The organism is Afifella marina DSM 2698, assembly GCF_900102695.1.
GTDB lineage: Bacteria > Pseudomonadota > Alphaproteobacteria > Rhizobiales > Afifellaceae > Afifella > Afifella marina.
Genome location: NZ_FMVW01000001.1, coordinates 908,243 through 925,352 on the forward strand (window position 1 = coordinate 908,243; position 17,110 = coordinate 925,352).

Annotated in this window: 17 protein-coding genes; 11 read left to right on the top strand and 6 right to left on the bottom strand. The window is 63.2% G+C overall.

All coding sequences use genetic code 11. The features are described from left to right. Positions 1-24: 24 nt before the first annotated feature. Positions 25-495 (bottom strand): hypothetical protein, encoded by a 471-nt coding sequence (locus BLP76_RS04260; RefSeq protein ID WP_092809822.1) that lies wholly within the window; start codon positions 493-495, stop codon positions 25-27. A 112-nt stretch (positions 496-607) separates the two neighbouring features. Between BLP76_RS04260 and BLP76_RS04265 the strand changes: the two genes are divergently transcribed. The 4 genes from BLP76_RS04265 (at position 608) to BLP76_RS04275 (ending at position 2,382) form a co-directional block, all read left to right on the top strand. Continuing rightward, entirely contained in the window at positions 608-1,291 is a 684-nt protein-coding gene (locus tag BLP76_RS04265) for a ceramidase domain-containing protein (RefSeq protein ID WP_092809824.1), read from the top strand. Positions 1,292-1,362: 71 nt separating this feature from the next. Then, positions 1,363-1,500: a hypothetical protein gene (locus BLP76_RS18730; protein WP_170130385.1), complete on the top strand. Its 138-nt coding sequence runs from the start codon at positions 1,363-1,365 to the stop codon at positions 1,498-1,500. Positions 1,501-1,572: 72 nt separating this feature from the next. After that, positions 1,573-1,878, top strand: coding sequence for a type II toxin-antitoxin system TacA family antitoxin (locus tag BLP76_RS04270; protein ID WP_092809826.1), 306 nt, complete (start codon positions 1,573-1,575; stop codon positions 1,876-1,878). A 9-nt stretch (positions 1,879-1,887) separates the two neighbouring features. Further along, positions 1,888-2,382: a GNAT family N-acetyltransferase gene (locus tag BLP76_RS04275; RefSeq protein WP_092809828.1), complete on the top strand. Its 495-nt coding sequence runs from the start codon at positions 1,888-1,890 to the stop codon at positions 2,380-2,382. Between the two features lie 19 nt (positions 2,383-2,401). On the opposite strand, the gene BLP76_RS04280 is transcribed toward BLP76_RS04275, so the two are convergent. Continuing rightward, positions 2,402-2,914: a CreA family protein gene (locus BLP76_RS04280; RefSeq protein ID WP_092809830.1), complete on the bottom strand. Its 513-nt coding sequence runs from the start codon at positions 2,912-2,914 to the stop codon at positions 2,402-2,404. A gap of 178 nt (positions 2,915-3,092) precedes the next feature. Here BLP76_RS04280 and BLP76_RS04285 point away from each other — a divergent pair, with 178 nt between their 5' ends. Beyond that, on the top strand, positions 3,093-3,353 hold the full coding sequence (locus BLP76_RS04285) for a hypothetical protein (RefSeq protein WP_092809832.1): 261 nt from the start codon (positions 3,093-3,095) through the stop codon (positions 3,351-3,353). Between the two features lie 33 nt (positions 3,354-3,386). On the opposite strand, the gene BLP76_RS04290 is transcribed toward BLP76_RS04285, so the two are convergent. Beyond that, positions 3,387-3,998, bottom strand: a complete 612-nt coding sequence (locus BLP76_RS04290) for an LOG family protein (RefSeq protein WP_092809834.1) — start codon at positions 3,996-3,998, stop codon at positions 3,387-3,389. A gap of 255 nt (positions 3,999-4,253) precedes the next feature. Between BLP76_RS04290 and BLP76_RS04295 the strand changes: the two genes are divergently transcribed. From BLP76_RS04295 to pssA, 4 genes are all read left to right on the top strand, one after another. Further along, positions 4,254-5,621: a LysM peptidoglycan-binding domain-containing protein gene (locus BLP76_RS04295; RefSeq protein WP_111328805.1), complete on the top strand. Its 1,368-nt coding sequence runs from the start codon at positions 4,254-4,256 to the stop codon at positions 5,619-5,621. A gap of 159 nt (positions 5,622-5,780) precedes the next feature. Beyond that, complete coding sequence (locus BLP76_RS04300; protein WP_092809838.1) at positions 5,781-7,694, top strand: ABCB family ABC transporter ATP-binding protein/permease; 1,914 nt, start codon at positions 5,781-5,783, stop codon at positions 7,692-7,694. 93 nt (positions 7,695-7,787) lie between these two features. Then, a complete protein-coding gene (locus BLP76_RS04305; RefSeq protein WP_092809840.1) occupies positions 7,788-8,513 on the top strand; it encodes a phosphatidylserine decarboxylase in 726 nt (241 codons plus the stop codon). A gap of 80 nt (positions 8,514-8,593) precedes the next feature. Next, positions 8,594-9,382, top strand: a complete 789-nt coding sequence (gene pssA / locus BLP76_RS04310; RefSeq protein WP_244514410.1) for a CDP-diacylglycerol--serine O-phosphatidyltransferase — start codon at positions 8,594-8,596, stop codon at positions 9,380-9,382. Positions 9,383-9,517: 135 nt separating this feature from the next. On the opposite strand, the gene BLP76_RS18970 is transcribed toward pssA, so the two are convergent. The 3 genes from BLP76_RS18970 to BLP76_RS04325 are packed head-to-tail and all read right to left on the bottom strand — an operon-like array spanning position 9,518 to position 14,740. Further along, the gene (locus BLP76_RS18970; protein WP_092809844.1) at positions 9,518-13,015 is read right to left on the bottom strand and encodes an efflux RND transporter permease subunit; all 3,498 of its coding nucleotides are present in this window, start codon (positions 13,013-13,015) and stop codon (positions 9,518-9,520) included. Continuing rightward, the gene (locus BLP76_RS04320; protein ID WP_092809846.1) at positions 13,012-14,151 is read right to left on the bottom strand and encodes an efflux RND transporter periplasmic adaptor subunit; all 1,140 of its coding nucleotides are present in this window, start codon (positions 14,149-14,151) and stop codon (positions 13,012-13,014) included. The genes BLP76_RS18970 and BLP76_RS04320 overlap by 4 nt, the downstream gene beginning before the upstream one ends. A gap of 4 nt (positions 14,152-14,155) precedes the next feature. Continuing rightward, on the bottom strand, positions 14,156-14,740 hold the full coding sequence (locus BLP76_RS04325; protein ID WP_092809848.1) for a PadR family transcriptional regulator: 585 nt from the start codon (positions 14,738-14,740) through the stop codon (positions 14,156-14,158). A 547-nt stretch (positions 14,741-15,287) separates the two neighbouring features. Here BLP76_RS04325 and BLP76_RS04330 point away from each other — a divergent pair. Both BLP76_RS04330 and BLP76_RS04335 read left to right on the top strand, forming a co-directional pair. Continuing rightward, complete coding sequence (locus BLP76_RS04330) at positions 15,288-16,316, top strand: TRAP transporter substrate-binding protein (RefSeq protein ID WP_092809850.1); 1,029 nt, start codon at positions 15,288-15,290, stop codon at positions 16,314-16,316. Positions 16,317-16,590: 274 nt separating this feature from the next. After that, complete coding sequence (locus BLP76_RS04335) at positions 16,591-16,989, top strand: response regulator (protein WP_092809852.1); 399 nt, start codon at positions 16,591-16,593, stop codon at positions 16,987-16,989. The last annotated feature ends 121 nt before the right edge of the window (positions 16,990-17,110 follow it).

The window sequence follows — 17,110 nt, forward strand, 5'->3', positions numbered from 1 at the left end:
GAACGGCCTGACCAGCGATTGTCGCTAGTCGATAATAATCCCGCAGATGCAGATTGCGCTAAAGAGCGCGCTGTCGCCGTTCATGGCTGCGCTTATCGCTAAGTGGGGCTTTCGGGTCAAGAGCGCAGGTTGAGGCAGAAGGTGCGCCGCTGCCCGAATATCTTTATCTTCCGCTTTCCAGCATTTTGACGCGATCGGCGAGGTCGCCAATCTTCGCTTCGATCCGGCTGAGAGACCCTTCGCTTCGATCCGGCTGAGAGACCCTTCGATTGATGTCTGAAGAGCTGCCGACGTTCCCCCGATCTCCATCTTGATCGACATTTCCAGATCGTCACGCAATTCCGCCTGACGACGCTCGACGCGGCGCGTGAATTCGCTTGTTTTGAGCGTCAGTGTACGAATGTCGGCCACTTCGTGCCGCAGATGCCTGGTCTCCTCGATCAGGTGGCCCACTTGGCTGGCTAGAAATTCGAGGCTGACAACAGTGTCCGGCATTGATCTTATCCGTCATCGCGGTGCCAGGATGATATCTTGACAGGATAGTACTGCAAATGAACGTCTCGCCAAATCCGTTTCGCGTCTGGCGCGAACCGATTAGCTTCGCGCGATGAACTGGACCGAGCCGATCGACATCTATTGCGAGCGCACCGACCCGAGTTTTTGGGCGGAGCCGCTCAACGCGGTCTCCAATATCGCGTTTTTGATCGCGGCCCTCTGGGCCTTCCGCCGCTGGCGGCACGCGGGCGGCGAGGACGGTCCGGCGCTCTTCTTGATTGTGCTCGTTGCGATCATCGGCATCGGCTCCTTCCTCTTCCACACCTTCGCCAATCGCTGGTCGGTGATGGCCGACGTCGTGCCGATCTCGGTCTTCATCTATGTCTATTTCGGTCTCGCTCTTCGCCGCTTTTTCGGGCTCTCCTGGCCATGGACGGGCGTGGGATTGATCGGCTTTGCCGCTTTCTCTTTCGGGGTGGAGCCGGTGTTGCGACCGTTATTCGGGAGCTCGGCCGGTTATGCGCCGGCGCTTCTGGCCATGCTCGGCGTCGGTCTTTTACTGAGGCGCGAAGGCCATCCTGCCGGAGGCGGGATCCTTGCGGCAGCCGGTGTTTTCGCGCTGTCGCTGAGCCTGCGGATGACCGATCTGCCGATTTGCGGCGCGCTGCCGATCGGAACGCATTATTTCTGGCATGTCTTCAACGCGGTGACGCTCGCCATTCTAGTGGCGGCGGCGATCCGCGCCGGACCGCGCTCGCAGCGCGCACGGTCAGAAACGCTTCATCGATCTGAATAGCAGCTGAACGGCCGGATCAGGCCGGGTTCAAAGCCGTCTTGGTACCTCTGGCTTCAACGCTGGAGGCAACGATGACGCGCATTCTTTTCTCACTCGCCTGTGTCGGCCTGATCTCGGCATCCGTGGTGACGGCGCAGGATATGCCATCGAAGCCCGACCGCTTCGGCGGTGCCGTCGGCTTCGTCCTGATCAGCTCGCTGCAACGTTGAGTGTGTATTGACATTGTAATGACATGAGCGCCAGGTAAGGCGACATGCGAGGCAAGCCGCGAGGGGCGATCGATGGCCGGTTCAAACGCAAAGGAAGGCGGGGATCGCAAGGCGCCCAGCAGCACGACGATCAACCTGCGCCTGCCCGTATCAGACAAGAGCCTGATCGACCGAGCGGCGGCAGCGAGCGGCAAGACACGCACGGAATTTCTTCTTGAGACGGCGCGGGCGCGGGCGATCGACGTCATTCTCGACAAGACCGTTTTTTCGCTCGATGCGGAAGCCTTCGACGCCTTTCGCGACGTCCTCGACAACCCGCCGCCAGCGAATGCCAGGCTGAAGGAACTGATGGCGCGCGCTGCGCCGTGGGATAAGTGAGAGGCCCCGATGGCGGAGAGGCCGTGCGCCCCCCGGCCGATCGCGGCAGACGATGAGGCGAACGACTTCGAGTGCGGCCGCTCCGAACTCGATTCCTGGCTGAAGAATGTCGCCCACCGCGCCGAAGGGCGCACCGCGCGGACTTATGTCGTCTGCCTCGAAAGCCGGACCATCGCCTATTACTGCCTCGCGGCCGGCGCGGTGACGCGGCAGGATCTGCCCTCCAAGCTCAGGCGCAACGCTCCGGAGCCGGTGCCGATGATGGTGCTCGGCCGGCTTGCCGTCGATCGGGGCTTCGCCGGCCGCGGCCTCGGCGGCGGCCTTTTGCGCGATGCCCTGCAGCGCACGCTGAGAGCGTCGTCGATCATCGGCTGCCGCGGCCTCGTGGTGCACGCTATCGACGTTGCGGCGGCGAGCTTCTACGCCCAGTACGGTTTCGTGGAATTTCCCGCCGCCTCTTTATCTCTCTACCTGCCGACCGAAACGATCCGAGCCGCTCTCTAGGTCTGCGGCCAAGAGGGGCTCAATCCTCCAGCCAGTCGCCGCATTTCGGGGCCGGGGAATTGCCCCAAGGCATGATCGGCACGGTGGAGGTGGAGTTCTTCGGCGAGCCTTCGACGATCTTGTCGGAATAGACGAGATAGACGAGCACGTTGCGTTTGGCGTCGCAGCCGCGGACGATGCGCATCTTCTTGAAGATCAGCGAGCGGCGCTGGCGAAACACCTCATCACCCTGCTCGAACTTCTCTTTGAACGTGATCGGTCCGACCTGTCGGCAGGCCAAAGACACGTCGGAGAGCTCTTCCACGACATTGAAGAGGCCGCCGATGCCGCCCTTTTCCGGGACGGTGTAGTGGCAGGCCACGCCCTCCACGGCCGGATCGTCGAGGCCGTAGGTTGCAAGCGTATGATCGGGCGTCAAAAGCTTGAAGACGGTCGACTTCCTGAAAATGAGGTCCGGTTCTTCAGCATTGGCGGCACTGAAGGTCGGGGCCGTCAGAGCGAGAGCGAAAAGGAAGACGAAAAGGGCGCGCATCAAAACCTCCGAAACGTGGCGGCGATTACATAGGAGCGGCACAGGCGGTTTACGAGGCGGTTTTGCGCGCACTAGGTAATGCGCTGTGGCGGCTAATGAAAACCCCCTTCCATGACGGAACCGGAAGCGTGTCGGCCGACGTTTTCAAAGACATGAAAGTCTTTGGGAGAGGCCGACAATGGCGGAAATACGCAGCCGTGATCTCCGTGGGCGCTGGCGTAGGGCTCTTTTCTGGCTCTTCATCGGCGGTCTCGTCGTTCTTGGCGCGGTGATGATGCTGCTCGATCCGCTGCTCGTCTTTGGCGATACGAGCACCAATCTCGGCATCAGCATCGTCGTCTTCGAGATCGCCCTGCTGGTCGCCGGGCTGAGCTGGCTGGCGCTTCTCGTCACCACAAGGCCGCGCCGCCCGCCGGAGGAATTCAGCCGGGATGACTGACCGGGGGACGAGACGCGGCGGGACAGTGCGCGGTTACATTCGGCGCACGGTCTCCGCGTGGGCCGCCTTGCGGTCGCCGTTTTCTGCCTCGCCGGCAAGCGCCGTGCGCAGGCTCGGCAGAATGTCTTCCACGCTCTCCGCCTCCAGGAAGCGGATGTCGGAGGTTTCCCGAATAAAGCCTTCGCCGCGCATGTGGTCGAGGAGGTTGATGAGGGGCTGCCAGAAGCCGCCGAGATTGGCCACGAGAACCGGCTTGTGGTGCTGGCCGAGCTGCGCCCAGGTCATCATCTCGACGACCTCTTCGAGCGTCCCGATGCCGCCGGGCAGGGCGACGAAGGCGTCGGCGCGCTCGAACATGGTGCGCTTGCGCTCGTGCATGTCCGTCGTGAGGATGAGTTCGGTCACGTCGGCGAAAAGCTGCTCCCGCTCCTCCAGAAACTGCGGAATGATGCCCGTGACGGCGCCTCCGCAATCGAGGACCGAGCGGGCCAGTGTGCCCATTAGTCCGACCGAGCCGCCCCCGTAGATGAGGCGGATGTTCTCTTCCGCCAGGATGCGCCCGAAGGTGCGTGCGGCCTCCGCATGGGAAGGGTCGCGGCCGGGGGCCGAGCCGCAATAAACGCAGACATTTTCAAGTTTGCTCATATGTCCCGCTTTGCACCGCCGGAGGAAACCGTCAAGCGCATCGCACGGCGGTTTGCGTTTCTGGCAAAACCATTAGCTTGGCAACTGGATTTAAGGATGCACGTGATCACGCGTCAGACACGTATGTGACCGGCTTCTTCTCGGAGAAGGAGCGGCAACGTCTTGTTGACCATAGCTTTCCTCCGTAAGGATAAGCTTCGCCAAAGTGCGCCGCGGGGGGCGGCTGTGCTTTTGTACGAAGCCGGGAACGCCGCCATGCCGTCACCGCATATCGTTCTTGCTGCCGTGCTTGCAGGGCTCATCGCGCTCGGCGCAGGGGCTTTGTTCGTGCATCAATCGCTCGAAGGCTCGCTCCCACGCGAGGCGGGGCAGGCGACAGACGTGGCCCGGCAGGACACCAACGAAGGTGCAGAGCGCCAAAATCCTCCGGGCGACAAGGCGGACAAAGAAAGCGCCGCGGCGCTGGCCGGGGAAGAGGAGGCGACGTCTCCCTCAGCGGTTTCGCCGCTTGGTCTGACCGGAAGCCTCTCGGGCAAAGCCTCCGAGACAGAAAACGGCATCGGCTTCGACGTGGTGCGTGTGGAGCCGACGGGCGAGGCGGTGATCGCCGGCCGCGCGCGTCCGAATGCACGCGTTGAAATCCTCTCAAACGGTAAGGTCGTTGCCTCTGCGAAAGCCAATGCAACGGGTTCCTTCGTCGCCATTCCGGAACAACCGCTCGCACCCGGCAGCCACGATCTCAGCCTTCGGGTGACGCAGGAAGGGGGCGCGTCCTCTGAAGAGGCGGACGAGCGCGTTGCGATCGTCGTGCCTGAGACATCGGATGGGGATGTGCTGGTCGTCGCCGAAGCGCCCGGCCGGGCGAGTGAAATTCTGGTCGCACCTCGCGCGGCGGGGGGCGAGGCGCCCGATGGAGACAGGCACATCGCATCCGGGTCTTCGGGTGGCGCCGACAACCCTGCGGCGCTTAGGCCTTCCGAGAGCGGAGATGCGGGCGCCCCAAAAGAGCACGGGCGTGACGGCACGGATGCACCCGCGGATGCGGAGCGCACGGCGCAGGATGCTGCCGGTGCGGTCGGCACGGATGCGCAGGAGCTTACGGTCGAGGCGGTCGAAACCGATTCCGGAACGATGTATGTGGCCGGCGCCGGCGAGCCCGGCACCACGGTGCGTGTCTATGTCGACAATGCGCCGCTCGCCGAGACGCAGGTGAACGAAGGCGGCCGCTGGGTGGTGCAGTCGCCGAAAGACCTGGCCGAAGGCGAGGTGGCTGTGCGCGCCGATCAGCTGGCCCCGTCCGGCTCAGATGTGACTGCGCGCTCCGAAGTGGCGTTCACGCGGACGCTCGAAGATGGCGCTTTGGTTCCGGCGGCCGGAACCGCGAGCGATGGATCTGTTGCCGTGGATGGCGAACTTGCTGCGCCGCGCTCCATCATCATCCGACGCGGCGACAATCTGTGGACGTTGTCGCGCCGCAATTACGGGCAGGGCATTCGCTACACGACGATCTATGCGGCGAACCAGGATCAGATCCGCAATCCCGATCTCATCTATCCAGGCCAGGTTTTCACCCTGCCGACGCGTGACAAGAGCTGGGACAAAGAGGCAGACGAGGCGGGCTAGTCCTCGGTCAAGACAAGATCGGAGCGCCGTTCGTTCCCGCCGTAGGACCGCTCGCAAACGCGCGGACACTTGTTGGACCTCGGCATGTTCCGGCCTATATGAGCCGTCCTCAGAACGAACGCCGCCCGCCGAACAGCAGCGGCCCAACCCGATCACACGATGTCAGACGCCAATACGCCAGCCGGCCAGCCGCGCATTTCGGCTGCTCGCGGCCATACCTTTCACACCCTGCGCAATCTCTGGCCCTATATGTGGCCGGCCGACCGGCCCGATCTGAAGAAGCGGGTGCTGTGGGCCGTGCTGGCGCTGCTTGCGGCCAAGATCATCACCGTCCTCGTGCCCTATACCTTCAAATGGGTGACGGATGCGCTGGCGGGCGAAGGCGGTGGCCCCGCTTATCTGCCCGCCTTCTTAGCGGCGCCGGTGATGCTCGTCGTCGCCTACAATTTCGGCCGCGTCCTGACGGTCGCCTTCAACCAGATGCGGGACGCCCTGTTTGCGCGCGTCGGGCAGCATGCGGTGCGCCAGCTCGCCTGGAAGACCTTTCGGCATCTGCATCAGCTCTCGCTGCGCTTTCATCTGGCGCGTCGCACCGGCGGCCTGTCGCGGGTGATCGAACGCGGCACCAAGGGGATCGAGACGATCGTGCGCTTCACGATCCTCAATTCTGTCCCGACGGTGATCGAGTTCGCGCTGACGGCCGCCGTGATCTGGTACAATTTCTCCTGGGTCTATGTGGCAATCATCGCCGTGACACTGTGGGCCTATGTGTTTTTCACGGTGCGGGCGAGCGACTGGCGCATCTCCATTCGCCGCGAGATGAACGATTCCGATACGGACGCCAATTCCAAGGCGATCGATTCGCTCCTCAACTTCGAGACCGTCAAATATTTCGGCAACGAGGCGATGGAGACGGAGCGTTTCGACGGCGCCATGAGCCGCTACGAAATGGCTGCGACCAAGACCTGGACGTCGCTCGCCTGGCTCAATTTCGGCCAGACGGTGATCTTTTCGATCGGGATGGCGGTCTCCATGATCCTGTCGGCGCGCGCCGTCATGGCGGGCACGCAGACGGTCGGCGACTTCGTCATGATCAACGCGTTGTTGATGCAGCTCTCCGTGCCGCTCAACTTTATCGGTTTTGTCTACCGTGAGATCAAGCAGGGGCTCGTCGACATCGAAGCGATGTTCCAGCTTCTCAATGTCGATCCGGAAATCCGCGACAAGAAGGACGCGCCGCCCCTTCGTGTGGAGGAGGGCGCGATCGCCTTCGAACACGTGTCTTTCGCCTACGACCCGGAACGCCCGATCCTCAAGAATGTCAGCTTCGAAGTGCCGGCCGGAGGCACACTTGCGATCGTTGGGCCGTCAGGCGCCGGCAAATCGACGATCTCTCGGCTCCTCTTCCGTTTCTACGACGTCACCGGCGGGCGCATCATGATCGACGGCCAGGATCTGCGCGATGTCGAGCAGGACAGCGTGCGCTCCGCGATCGGCATGGTCCCGCAGGACACGGTCCTCTTCAACGACACGATCGGCTACAACATCCGCTACGGGCGTTACGACGCTAGCCGCGACGAGGTGAAGGACGCCGCGCGCATGGCGCAGATTGCGGGCTTCATCGAGAGCCTACCGGAAGGATACGACACCCCCGTCGGTGAGCGCGGGCTGAAGCTCTCGGGCGGTGAGAAACAGCGCGTGGCGATCGCCCGCACCATCCTGAAAGGGCCGCCGATCCTCATTCTCGACGAGGCGACTTCGGCGCTCGATACGGCAACCGAGCAGGATATCCAGACGGCGCTCGACCGTGTCTCGCAGAACCGCACGACCCTGGTCATCGCGCATCGCCTGTCGACCGTCGTTTCCGCCGATCAGATTCTGGTGCTGCAGGCGGGCGAAGTGGTGGAGCGCGGCACCCATATCGAGCTCATGGAGCGCGGCGGCGTCTACGCCGATATGTGGGCGCGTCAACGCGAGGCCGACGAGGCGGCGGAGCGCCTGCGCGAGAGCGGCGTTGCGGAAGAGGACTATCTTCCCAGCCTGCGCACCGATCCGGAGGCCGACAGCCTGTGAGGTGTGGACAATCGGTCACCGCTACACACGACCGCATGGACAGCTTGCAGTGCGGGCTTAACCATCCGGCCCGAATGACGTAAGGGGGTGGCCATGGAAATTTGGCGGACTATCAAGAAGTCGATCCCGGCCGTGAATTCGGCGGGCTATCCGTTTATTGGCAGCGCGCTTGTCATCGCGATCGTTGCCGGCCTGATCTCGAGCTTCCTGTTCTGGGCCCTTCTCGGCCTGACGATCTGGCTGGTGATCTTCTTCCGCGATCCTGAGCGTGTGCCGCCCGACGGGGAGGGCCTCGTCCTGTCCCCCGCCGATGGTCGTATCGAACCAGTCACGCAGGCGGTCCCGCCGGCCGAGCTCGAAATGGGCACGGTTCCGATGACGCGGGTATCGGTGTTTCTCTCGATCTTCGATTGCCACGTGAACCGCACGCCGGTTTCCGGCAAGGTCACCCGCATCGCCTACAAGCCCGGCAAATTCGTCAACGCCGACCTCAACAAGTCGAGCGAAGAGAACGAGCGCAACTCGCTTCTCGTCGATGCCGGCGGCCAGGATGTCGGTGTGGTGCAGATCGCGGGCCTCATCGCCCGGCGCATCGTCTGCTGGACGAACGAAGGCGTGGTGCTCAAGGCGGGCGACCGCATCGGCATGATCCGCTTCGGCTCGCGCCTCGATGTGTACCTGCCGGCCGGTGCAGAAGTCGTCTGCAAGCCGGGTCAGCGGGCCATCGCCGGTGAGACGGTGATTGCGCGCCTCGGCACAGCGATTGCCCGCGCTCCGGTCGAGCCGGGTGTCGGCACAACGACGCCGCCGGCAGTATGAGGTTATTCCTGCCGGTCGACCCCGCCCGCCGCAGAAGGCGAAGGCGCCGGCTCAGGGCGCGCCCGGTCCCGTTCCGGGTCATGTTGCCCAGCATTGTCACGCTCCTCGCGCTTTGCGCGGGGTTGACGGCGATCAGGATGGGCGTCGAGGGCCGCTTTGAGCTGGCCATCGGCGCCATCATCCTGGCCGCCATTCTCGATGGGGTGGACGGTCGCGTGGCGCGGCTTTTGCGCTCGCAATCCGATTTCGGCTCGCAGCTCGATTCGCTCGCCGATTTCGTCAACTTCGGCGTCGCCCCGGCCATCATTCTCTATTCGTGGCGTATGGACGAGCTCGGTTCGCTCGGTTGGATCGCCGCACTGATCTTCGCCATTTGCGGGGCGCTGCGGTTGGCGCGCTTCAATGCGGCGCTCGTTGGAGAGCCGCCGCCCGCCTGGCATTCGGAGTTTTTTGTGGGCGTTCCGGCGCCCGCCGGCGCCGTCACGGTGCTCCTGCCTCTCACCTTGTGGAAGATTGGGATGCCGGTTCCGGACGGCGCGGCCATTCTGGTGGCCATCTATACGGTGGCGATCGGGCTTTTGATGGTGAGCCGCCTGCCGACGCTGTCCGGCAAAAAGATCGGCACGGCGATCCCGCGCGAATCCGTCCTGCCGGTTCTTGTCGTCAGCGTCTTCGTGATCGCCCTTCTGGTGAGCTACACGTGGTCCGTTCTGGCGATCGGCGCGATCCTCTATCTCGTGCATCTGCCCTTCGCCTGGGAGCGCTTCGAGCAGCGCCGCCGCGCCTTCAGCGGCCATCAGGGCCAAAACGGGTCTGCCGGGGGCGCTGAACGGCCGGCAGCGGGCGAGGGACAAAGCCCGAAAGACTAAGAAGTCGCCCGTGAGATCGCCGGCGAGCGATCTCCTGCGAGGCGGTCTGTTCGCAGCCCGTCTCTCTTGCGTCTTTGCGGACCGTCGCCTGGGTCCCTCGTAAAATCCTCGCCGTCTCTATCCGTTGTTCATTTCTCACTCTGCCGCGTCGGGAAGAGAATAGCTGCCCGTGTCGCCGGGTTTGCGCTTGCGCCTTGGCCGCGCCGGGGCGAGGGGAAGCTCTTCCTGCGCCGCCGGTGATCCCGTCTCATTCGCTTGATCCGTCTTGAACAAGCGGGCGAGATTGAGCGGCAGCGCAAGCAGCACCGGCACCAGGATCAAGGTCAGGACGGTTGAGAAGGCGAGGCCGGAGATGACGGCCGTCGACAATTGCACCCACCACACCGAGGTGATCGAGCCGACCGCAACGACGCGGTTGAAGAAGTCGAAATTCACCTGAGTCGCCATCGGAATGAGACCGGCGATGGTGGTGATGGTGGTGAGCAGGATCGGCCTCAGGCGCTGCGCCGCCGTCTTCAGGATGGCTTCTTGCGGTTCGACGCCGTCCGCTCGCATGCGGTTGTAGGTGTCGATCAAGACGATGGCGTTGTTCACCACGATGCCGGCGAGCGCCATGATGCCTGTGCCCGTCATGATGACGGAGAGTTTCTGCCCGGTGATGACCATGCCGATGAGGGCGCCCGCCGCCGCCAGAATGATGGTGAGAAGCGTGATCCCCGTCTGCCAGAACGAATTGAACTGGGTAATCAGGATGAGTGCCATCAGAAACAGCGAGGCGGCGAACGCCTTGCCGAGAAAGGCCTCGGCTTCCGCCTGATCCTCGTCGGCGCCGCGGAAGCGGAAATGCACGCCCTCCGGCCAGGATTGCCGGTCGAGCCAGGCCTGAATCTCTGCGACCTTGCCGTCGACCGTGGCCCCGCCCGTTTTGTCGACCGAGGCTTTTACGCTCATGGCGTAGAGCCCGTCCTTGCGGGTGATGGAAGAGACTTTCGGTTTCGCTTCCCGGGTGACGAAATTGGCGATCGGCACCTGGCCGTTTGTCGTTCTGAGGCGCAGCTGATCGAGCTGGTCGAGAGAGCGTTGTTCTTCCGGCAGCCGCACGCGGATATCGAGCTCGTCGTCGGCGTCATCTGGGCGATATTTGCCGATCAGGACGCCGTTGGTGACGAGCTGGATCATCGATCCGACGGAAGCGATGCCGGCGTTGAAGCGGCCGGCCTCTTCGCGGTCGATCGACAATTCCCATTCGATGCCTGGCAGGGGTGTGTCGTCCTCCACATCGAGGAGGCCGGGAAACCGATCGAACTCGGCACGCAGCTGCCGGGTCGCCGCCAGCACCTGATCATAGCTGTGGGCGGTGACTTCCAGTTTGATGTCCTTGCCGGTCGGCGGGCCGCCCTCAATGAGCCGCGGTTCGACCTTGATGCCCGGGATCGACGCGGTGCGCCGGCGCAGCTCCGCCTCCATTTCCTGCCAGGGGCGGCGCTTTGAGAAATCGAGAAGTTCGAGGTTGAGCTCCCCGATGAGGTCCTCCGGCTTGTCGCTCACCCCGTCGAGGCTCTCGCCGCCGCCGCCGCCGTTCGGATAGGCGTTGGTGACGACGCTTTCCACACCCGGCAGATCGAGCACGACGGCCTCGACTTGCGAGACGAGTGCCAGCGCCTCTTTGGCAGAGAGATTGCCGCGCCCGGAGACGAGAACTGTCGTGACGTCCGGCTCCTCGTCGACGAAGAATTCCACGCCCTGATTGTGGCGGGCAAAGCCGATGAAGATCGAAACGATCAGCCCGGCCATGACGAGGATGACGGCGACATTGCCGACGAGCGAGCCCGTCAGCCCGTGCAGGAAGCGCACATAGGCGCCGGTGAAGCCCGGGACTTTTTCCGGATCGAGGTCGGCTTCCGTCGAAAGATGGGCGGCTGTGCTCGGATGGGCATGTGAACGGCGAAAACGCACGATGCGGCGGGCAAGGCCGCGCGAGCTCCAGAAAACGAAACCACCGAGGAGGAGGGCGAACAGAGGGCCAAGTGCCGTCACGGCGATCTGCGGCATGCCGGAAAGAGCGGCTGCAAGCGGCTCCGATACGAGGAGAAGGGTGATGACGGCGGTGGCAAGAGCTGCGGTGAGGGCGAGCAGACCCGCAGCGCGCGGCGCCACCCAATCGGCGACGCCCGCCACAAAGCCGCCGGTCACCGGCAGGTAGATCATCGCCGTCACGAGCGAGGCGGACAGAACGATGATCACCATGATCGGCAGATAGCTCATGAACTCGCCGGAGACGCCGGGCCACAGAAGCATCGGCAGGAAGGCGGCGAGCGTCGTCGCGGTCGACGAGACGATCGGCCAGAACATGAGCTTGGCGGCCCGGATATAGGCCTCCTGCTTGTCCATGCCCTCCTCGATCTTCCGGTCGGCGTATTCGACGATGATGATCGCCCCGTCGACGAGCATGCCAACCGTGAGGACGAGGCCGAACATCACCATCATGTTCACCGTCATGCCGACGAGGCCGACGATGAGAAAGCCGATCATGAAGGAGGTCGGGATGGCGAGCCCGACAAGGAGCGCAGAGCGCAGGCCGAGCGTGGCGAGCACCACGATCATGACGAGCAGGATCGCCGTCATGATGGACGATTCCAGCGAGCCCAGCACTTCGTAGATGAAGCCCGATTGATCGAGCAGATAGTGGACCTGGACGCTCTTGGGCCAGTCTTTGGTCGCTTCGGCGACGACCTCTCGCACACTCTCGTTGTTCTCGATGACGTTGGTGCCGAGACGTTTGACGACGTTGATGGCGATCGCCGGCTCACCGTCGACACGCGTGAAATTGGTGGCGTCCTTGAAGGTGCGCTTGATCGTGGCGACGTCGCCCAGCGTGACGACGCCCTCGTCCTTCTGCTTGATCGGCAGCGAATAGACGTCGGCCGCCGTTTCGATCAATCCCGGCACTTTGACGGAGAAGCGCCCGCGGCCCGTGTCGAGGAAGCCCGCCGGGATCAGCTGGTTGTTGGCGCTGAGCGCGTTGAGAAGCTCTTCCTGGGTGATGTCGTAGGATTGCAGCTTCGCCATGTCGATGACGACTTCGAGCACTTCCTCGCGGTTGCCGTTGATGTCGGCGCGCAGAACCGTCGAAATGCTCTCGATCTCGTCTTGCAGATTTTCGGCGAGCTTGACGAGGGTTCGCTCGGGCACGTTGCCGGAGATCGCCACGGTGATCGTGGGAACGAGCGCGAAATTGGTCTCGACGATGAAAGGCTCTTCGGCTTCGGAAGGCAGGTCCGCCTGGGCCTGATCGACCTTGGCACGAATATCGGCGAGCGCTTCGTCCTTGTCGAAATCGACATTGAATTCCAGAATGACGGCGGCATGGCCTTCCGAGGCGATGGCCGTCAGCTCCTTGAGCCCGTCGAGGCCGCGCAATTGCTTTTCGAGCGGGCGCACCAGAAGTCGCTCGGCATCTTCCGGCGAGACGCCTTGCTGCACGACGGATACGTAGAAGACCGGAATGTCGATGTCGGGATTGGCATCCTTCGGCACCGCCTGATAGGCGGCGATGCCGGCAAGAAGCGACACGAGCATCAAGGTGAGGACGGTGCGCGGCCGCCTCAGGATGCCCTCCAGAAGCGAGATCATCGAATGGCCCCCGCGGCGCTGGCCGTGTCGGACGCTGCGGGCTTCATGGCCGCACTCTTCGGCCCCATCGCCTCCACCTTCTGCCCGCCGACGACATATTCCTGGCCGACCGTGATGATGTCGACTTCGTCGGGAAGGCCGCTCACCCACACGCCTTCATCTGCCGGAGCGATGATTTCGACAGGCAGGAAATGCACGACATTGTCGGCATCGACGGTTCGGACGCCGACTTCGCCGGCATCGTTCAAGGTGAGATAAGAAGGCGACAGGAGCTGTGCCCGGCCTTCGCCGAGCGGGATCGATGCGCGCGCCGTCAGCCCGTCGCGCACCGAACGATCGGCATTGGCCATCGTCATCTCGATGCGGAAGGTGCGCGTTTCCTCATCGGCGGACGGCGCGATGTAGCTGACTTTGCCCTGGCGGGTTTCGCCGGAGATAAGCGTGATGTCGGCCGTCTGCCCGACCTTCACATGGCCGATCTCCTGCTCGGCGACCTGGCCGATGACCTTCATCGGGTCGGCATCGATGATGGTGGCGCAGGTGCCGCCGAGGGCCACGACATCGCCGACATTGGCAATCGGGTCCTGGATGACACCGCCGATCGGCGCGCGCACTTCGGTGCGTTGCAGCTCCAGTTCGGCCTCTTCGACGCGTGCCTGGGCGGCGTCGACGGAGGCCTTGAGGGCCGGAATCTGGTTCTTCGCCGCATAGCCTTTGCCGGCCAGAGCCTGCTGCGCCTCGAGATCGACTTTCGCCTGTTCCAGTTGCGCGCGCGCCTGAGCGAGCTGGGCGCGTCGTGCTCCTCGTTCGATGACGCAAAGAAGATCGCCCGGCTTGACGCTCTTGCCCTTCTCGATGGGGCGCTCTTCGACGATGCCGCCGGTCTGGGCTTTCACCTCGACGAGGTGGTCGGCGGATGTGCGTCCGCGAATTTCAAGGCGCGACGTGCGCTCCTGGGCGACGTGCCGTTCCACCTGGACTTTGACGAGCTCGGATGCGCCCGCCTTTTCCCTCTCGGCGACGCTGTCGGGCGGATCTTTGGGTTCACCGCCGATGATGATCGTGCCGCTCAGCATGTAGGCCGAGATACCGACGGCGAGCGCGGTGGCGAGGACGTAGGAGAAGCGGATGTGCATTTATCTACTCCGCCGCAATGCGCGCGGCATGCCGCGAGGTGCCAGGTTGCGAGGGATCTGACGCGGTGCCGAGATCGGAACAGTTTTCAAGCTCGTCGCGATGGGCGTGCAGATAGCCGAGGGCGTGTTCCATGCAGTCGAGGCCGTAATCGATCGCCCATTGCGGGCCGCCTTTGTGATTGCCTTGCGCGATCTGGCGCAATTTCGCGATGTCGGCCTCGATCTGCTCGATGCGATGGTCGATTGCGCGGCGCATGACAGGCTTTGGGAGAATATCGGCGTGCATGACGACGAGAAGGAACTCCGAACGAAACACGTCGGGCGCAGGAAGGTCGAACAGGCTGTCGACGAAGTGGGCCCGTCCTGCATCCGTAATGGCATAGACCTTTCGTGACGGTTTCCCCGGCTCGTCCTCTTTGCGGCAGGTGACGAAGCCTTCGCGTTCCAGCCGGTCTAGCGCGGGATAGATCGAGCCGAAGCTCGCATCGACGAAATAGGCGTATTCCCCTTCCGTGGAGAGCTTCTTGATCTCGTAGCCTGTGGCTTCCCCAGCGAAGAGAATTGCCAGGCACAAAGTTCTCACGTTCACGGGCGACCTATTCTCGTTCGATACATGCTGGAGTGCGATATAATCGAACGGAAGACGGATACAAGCGCCATTTGATGGCGGCCAAGACCGGCAAGCCGATGGCGCTGGCGCGGCGGGATTCCACCAGGCGTTGCCTTGCCCCCAAAGACCTTCGGATGTCTGAGCGACGGTGTGGGCCTGAGCGACCGTGTGGGGAGGCCGGATGCGCCGCGACCACCTCTCCAGGAGGAGCCGGACATCCGCCAAAAAAATGCCGCCAGGGGGGATCTGGCGGCAAGGGGCTCGGAACAGATCGACGGGAGGAGGGATCGAATAGATCGAAGCTACCAACCAAAGATCGATTCCCTTATGCCAAAAAATGGCCGGAATTTCAACAAGGAGTTGTGTCTGGCTTTATTCCTCCCGAACTGCCGAGCCGCGTTTTAATTCAGTTTTTCGGCGGTACCCGCTCCTCAGCCGCCAAATCCGGTTGCCATTCAGGGCGCGATGCGATCCTTTCGGCCCCGTCCGGCGTCGCTGGAAGGAAAGAAGAAAACGGGAGGACGACATGCTTCGCGCTGTGTGTTTGGGGCTTGCTGTGGCGCTGGGGTTTTGCGCATCCGCCGCGGCCCAGGAGGTGACCCTCAAGATCCACCAATTCCTGCCGGCGCAGGCGGCGATCCCGGCCGACTTCATCAAGCCGTGGGCGGACAAAGTGACGAAGGAGTCGGGCGGCCGGATCGCCTTCGAGCTCTATCCGTCGATGCAGCTCGGCGGCAAACCTCCCGCCTTGATCGACCAGGCGCGCGATGGTGTCGTCGACATCATCTGGACCCTGTCCGGCTACACGCCCGGGCGCTTTCCGAAGACGGAGGCCTTCGAGCTCCCCTTCCTTCCGGTCGATGGTGAGACGACGTCCCGCGCCTTCTACGATTTCTACGAAAACCACCTTCAGGATGAGTACAAGGACTTCAAGGTCATCACCGTGCACGTGCACAGCCCCGGCCTCCTGCATCTCAAGGGGAAGGGCGTCCACAAGCTCGAGGACATGCAGGGGCTGAAACTGCGTGGGTCGACGCGCATGGTCACCAAGCTTTTGGAAACGTTGGGGTCCGTTCCTGTCGGCATGCCCGTCCCGGTGGTGCCGGAGGCGCTGGCGCGTGGCGTTTTGGACGGTGCGGCGCTTCCCTGGGAGGTGACGGGCCCGCTCAAGATCGCCGAGCTCGTCGACAGTCACACGACCTTTGCGGGCGACCGCGCGCTCTATACTGCGACCTGCGTCTTCCTCATGAACAAGGCGGCCTATGAGGCCCTGCCGGACGATCTGAAGAAGGTGATCGACGACAATTCGGGCCGTGAGACGGCTGCCTGGGCCGGGCGCGTCATGGACGAGGCCGACGGTCCCGGCCGCAAGGCGGCGGAGGAGGCGGGCAACGAAATCGTCGTCCTCGACGAGGCCGAAACCGAACGTTGGAAGACCAAAGCGAAGGACGTGGAGACGGCCTGGATTGCCGACATGACGCAGAAGGGTTTTGACGGCGAGTTGCTCGTGCAGGACGCGAAAGCGCTCGTTGAAAAATACGCCGACAAACAATGACGGCCGGTCTCTAGACCGCTCGCGGTCGAGGTCCGGCAACCGTGTTTTAGAGAGTTCTGCCGCAGCGAGACGATTTCTGCCGTGGCGTTTTCCAGCCTCCGGCGGTGCTTCACTTTGGTGTGATTATAAATTGGCGGCAGGCCAATGCAGCGATTACTGCATTTTCCTGCCGTCTCGAAAATATTGTCGTGAATGCCCTTGTTCGAGTAGCATGCGCTCAAGCACCGGTTGTCCCGCAGGAGGATCGCCGAATAATCGATGAGGGAGGCCCAGGATGCTGGGCATGGAGGCAGGTGCGCGCAAGCTGCGCGTTCTCGTGCTCGACGATGAGGCGATGATCGCCGGCACGATGAAACTCTTGTTGGAAGATGCGGGCCACGAAGTCGTCGGTCCCGCCGCCTCGCTCGACGATGCCATGCGCCTCGCCGATACCGAGACGATCGATGTCGCCATTCTCGATGCGAATGTTGAGCACAGGCTGAGCACCTCGGTCGCCGAGCGGTTGAGCGCCCGCCGCATCCCCTATTGCATCTGCTCTGGTGACGAATTGGACGATGTGCGCAGCGATTTCGGCGATGTCGACCATCTGTCCAAACCGTTTGGCGAGAACGACCTGTTGACGATCGTCGAGCAGCTGACGTCGACGACACGCCGATCCGCCATGTCGGCCTGAGCGGCGGTCTGAGCGGGCAGTCGCAGCATCGGTTCTGCAAGCGGAAGCGAGCGAGCCCGTTCCCCGCTGCGCGGCGCCTTCGCGGTCGGTGCCTTTAAGCGTACCCCTTAAAACGTGCGCA

What these genes read in the sequence shown, in the direction of transcription:
- BLP76_RS04260 (WP_092809822.1), bottom strand. Translation starts at nt 495, where the DNA reads ATGCCGGACACTGTTGTCAGCCTCGAATTTCTAGCCAGCCAAGTGGGC.
- BLP76_RS04265 (WP_092809824.1), top strand. Translation starts at nt 608, where the DNA reads ATGAACTGGACCGAGCCGATCGACATCTATTGCGAGCGCACCGACCCG.
- BLP76_RS18730 (WP_170130385.1), top strand. Translation starts at nt 1,363, where the DNA reads ATGACGCGCATTCTTTTCTCACTCGCCTGTGTCGGCCTGATCTCGGCA.
- BLP76_RS04270 (WP_092809826.1), top strand. Translation starts at nt 1,573, where the DNA reads ATGGCCGGTTCAAACGCAAAGGAAGGCGGGGATCGCAAGGCGCCCAGC.
- BLP76_RS04275 (WP_092809828.1), top strand. Translation starts at nt 1,888, where the DNA reads ATGGCGGAGAGGCCGTGCGCCCCCCGGCCGATCGCGGCAGACGATGAG.
- BLP76_RS04280 (WP_092809830.1), bottom strand. Translation starts at nt 2,914, where the DNA reads ATGCGCGCCCTTTTCGTCTTCCTTTTCGCTCTCGCTCTGACGGCCCCG.
- BLP76_RS04285 (WP_092809832.1), top strand. Translation starts at nt 3,093, where the DNA reads ATGGCGGAAATACGCAGCCGTGATCTCCGTGGGCGCTGGCGTAGGGCT.
- BLP76_RS04290 (WP_092809834.1), bottom strand. Translation starts at nt 3,998, where the DNA reads ATGAGCAAACTTGAAAATGTCTGCGTTTATTGCGGCTCGGCCCCCGGC.
- BLP76_RS04295 (WP_111328805.1), top strand. Translation starts at nt 4,254, where the DNA reads ATGCCGTCACCGCATATCGTTCTTGCTGCCGTGCTTGCAGGGCTCATC.
- BLP76_RS04300 (WP_092809838.1), top strand. Translation starts at nt 5,781, where the DNA reads ATGTCAGACGCCAATACGCCAGCCGGCCAGCCGCGCATTTCGGCTGCT.
- BLP76_RS04305 (WP_092809840.1), top strand. Translation starts at nt 7,788, where the DNA reads ATGGAAATTTGGCGGACTATCAAGAAGTCGATCCCGGCCGTGAATTCG.
- pssA (WP_244514410.1), top strand. Translation starts at nt 8,594, where the DNA reads ATGTTGCCCAGCATTGTCACGCTCCTCGCGCTTTGCGCGGGGTTGACG.
- BLP76_RS18970 (WP_092809844.1), bottom strand. Translation starts at nt 13,015, where the DNA reads ATGATCTCGCTTCTGGAGGGCATCCTGAGGCGGCCGCGCACCGTCCTC.
- BLP76_RS04320 (WP_092809846.1), bottom strand. Translation starts at nt 14,151, where the DNA reads ATGCACATCCGCTTCTCCTACGTCCTCGCCACCGCGCTCGCCGTCGGT.
- BLP76_RS04330 (WP_092809850.1), top strand. Translation starts at nt 15,288, where the DNA reads ATGCTTCGCGCTGTGTGTTTGGGGCTTGCTGTGGCGCTGGGGTTTTGC.
- BLP76_RS04335 (WP_092809852.1), top strand. Translation starts at nt 16,591, where the DNA reads ATGCTGGGCATGGAGGCAGGTGCGCGCAAGCTGCGCGTTCTCGTGCTC.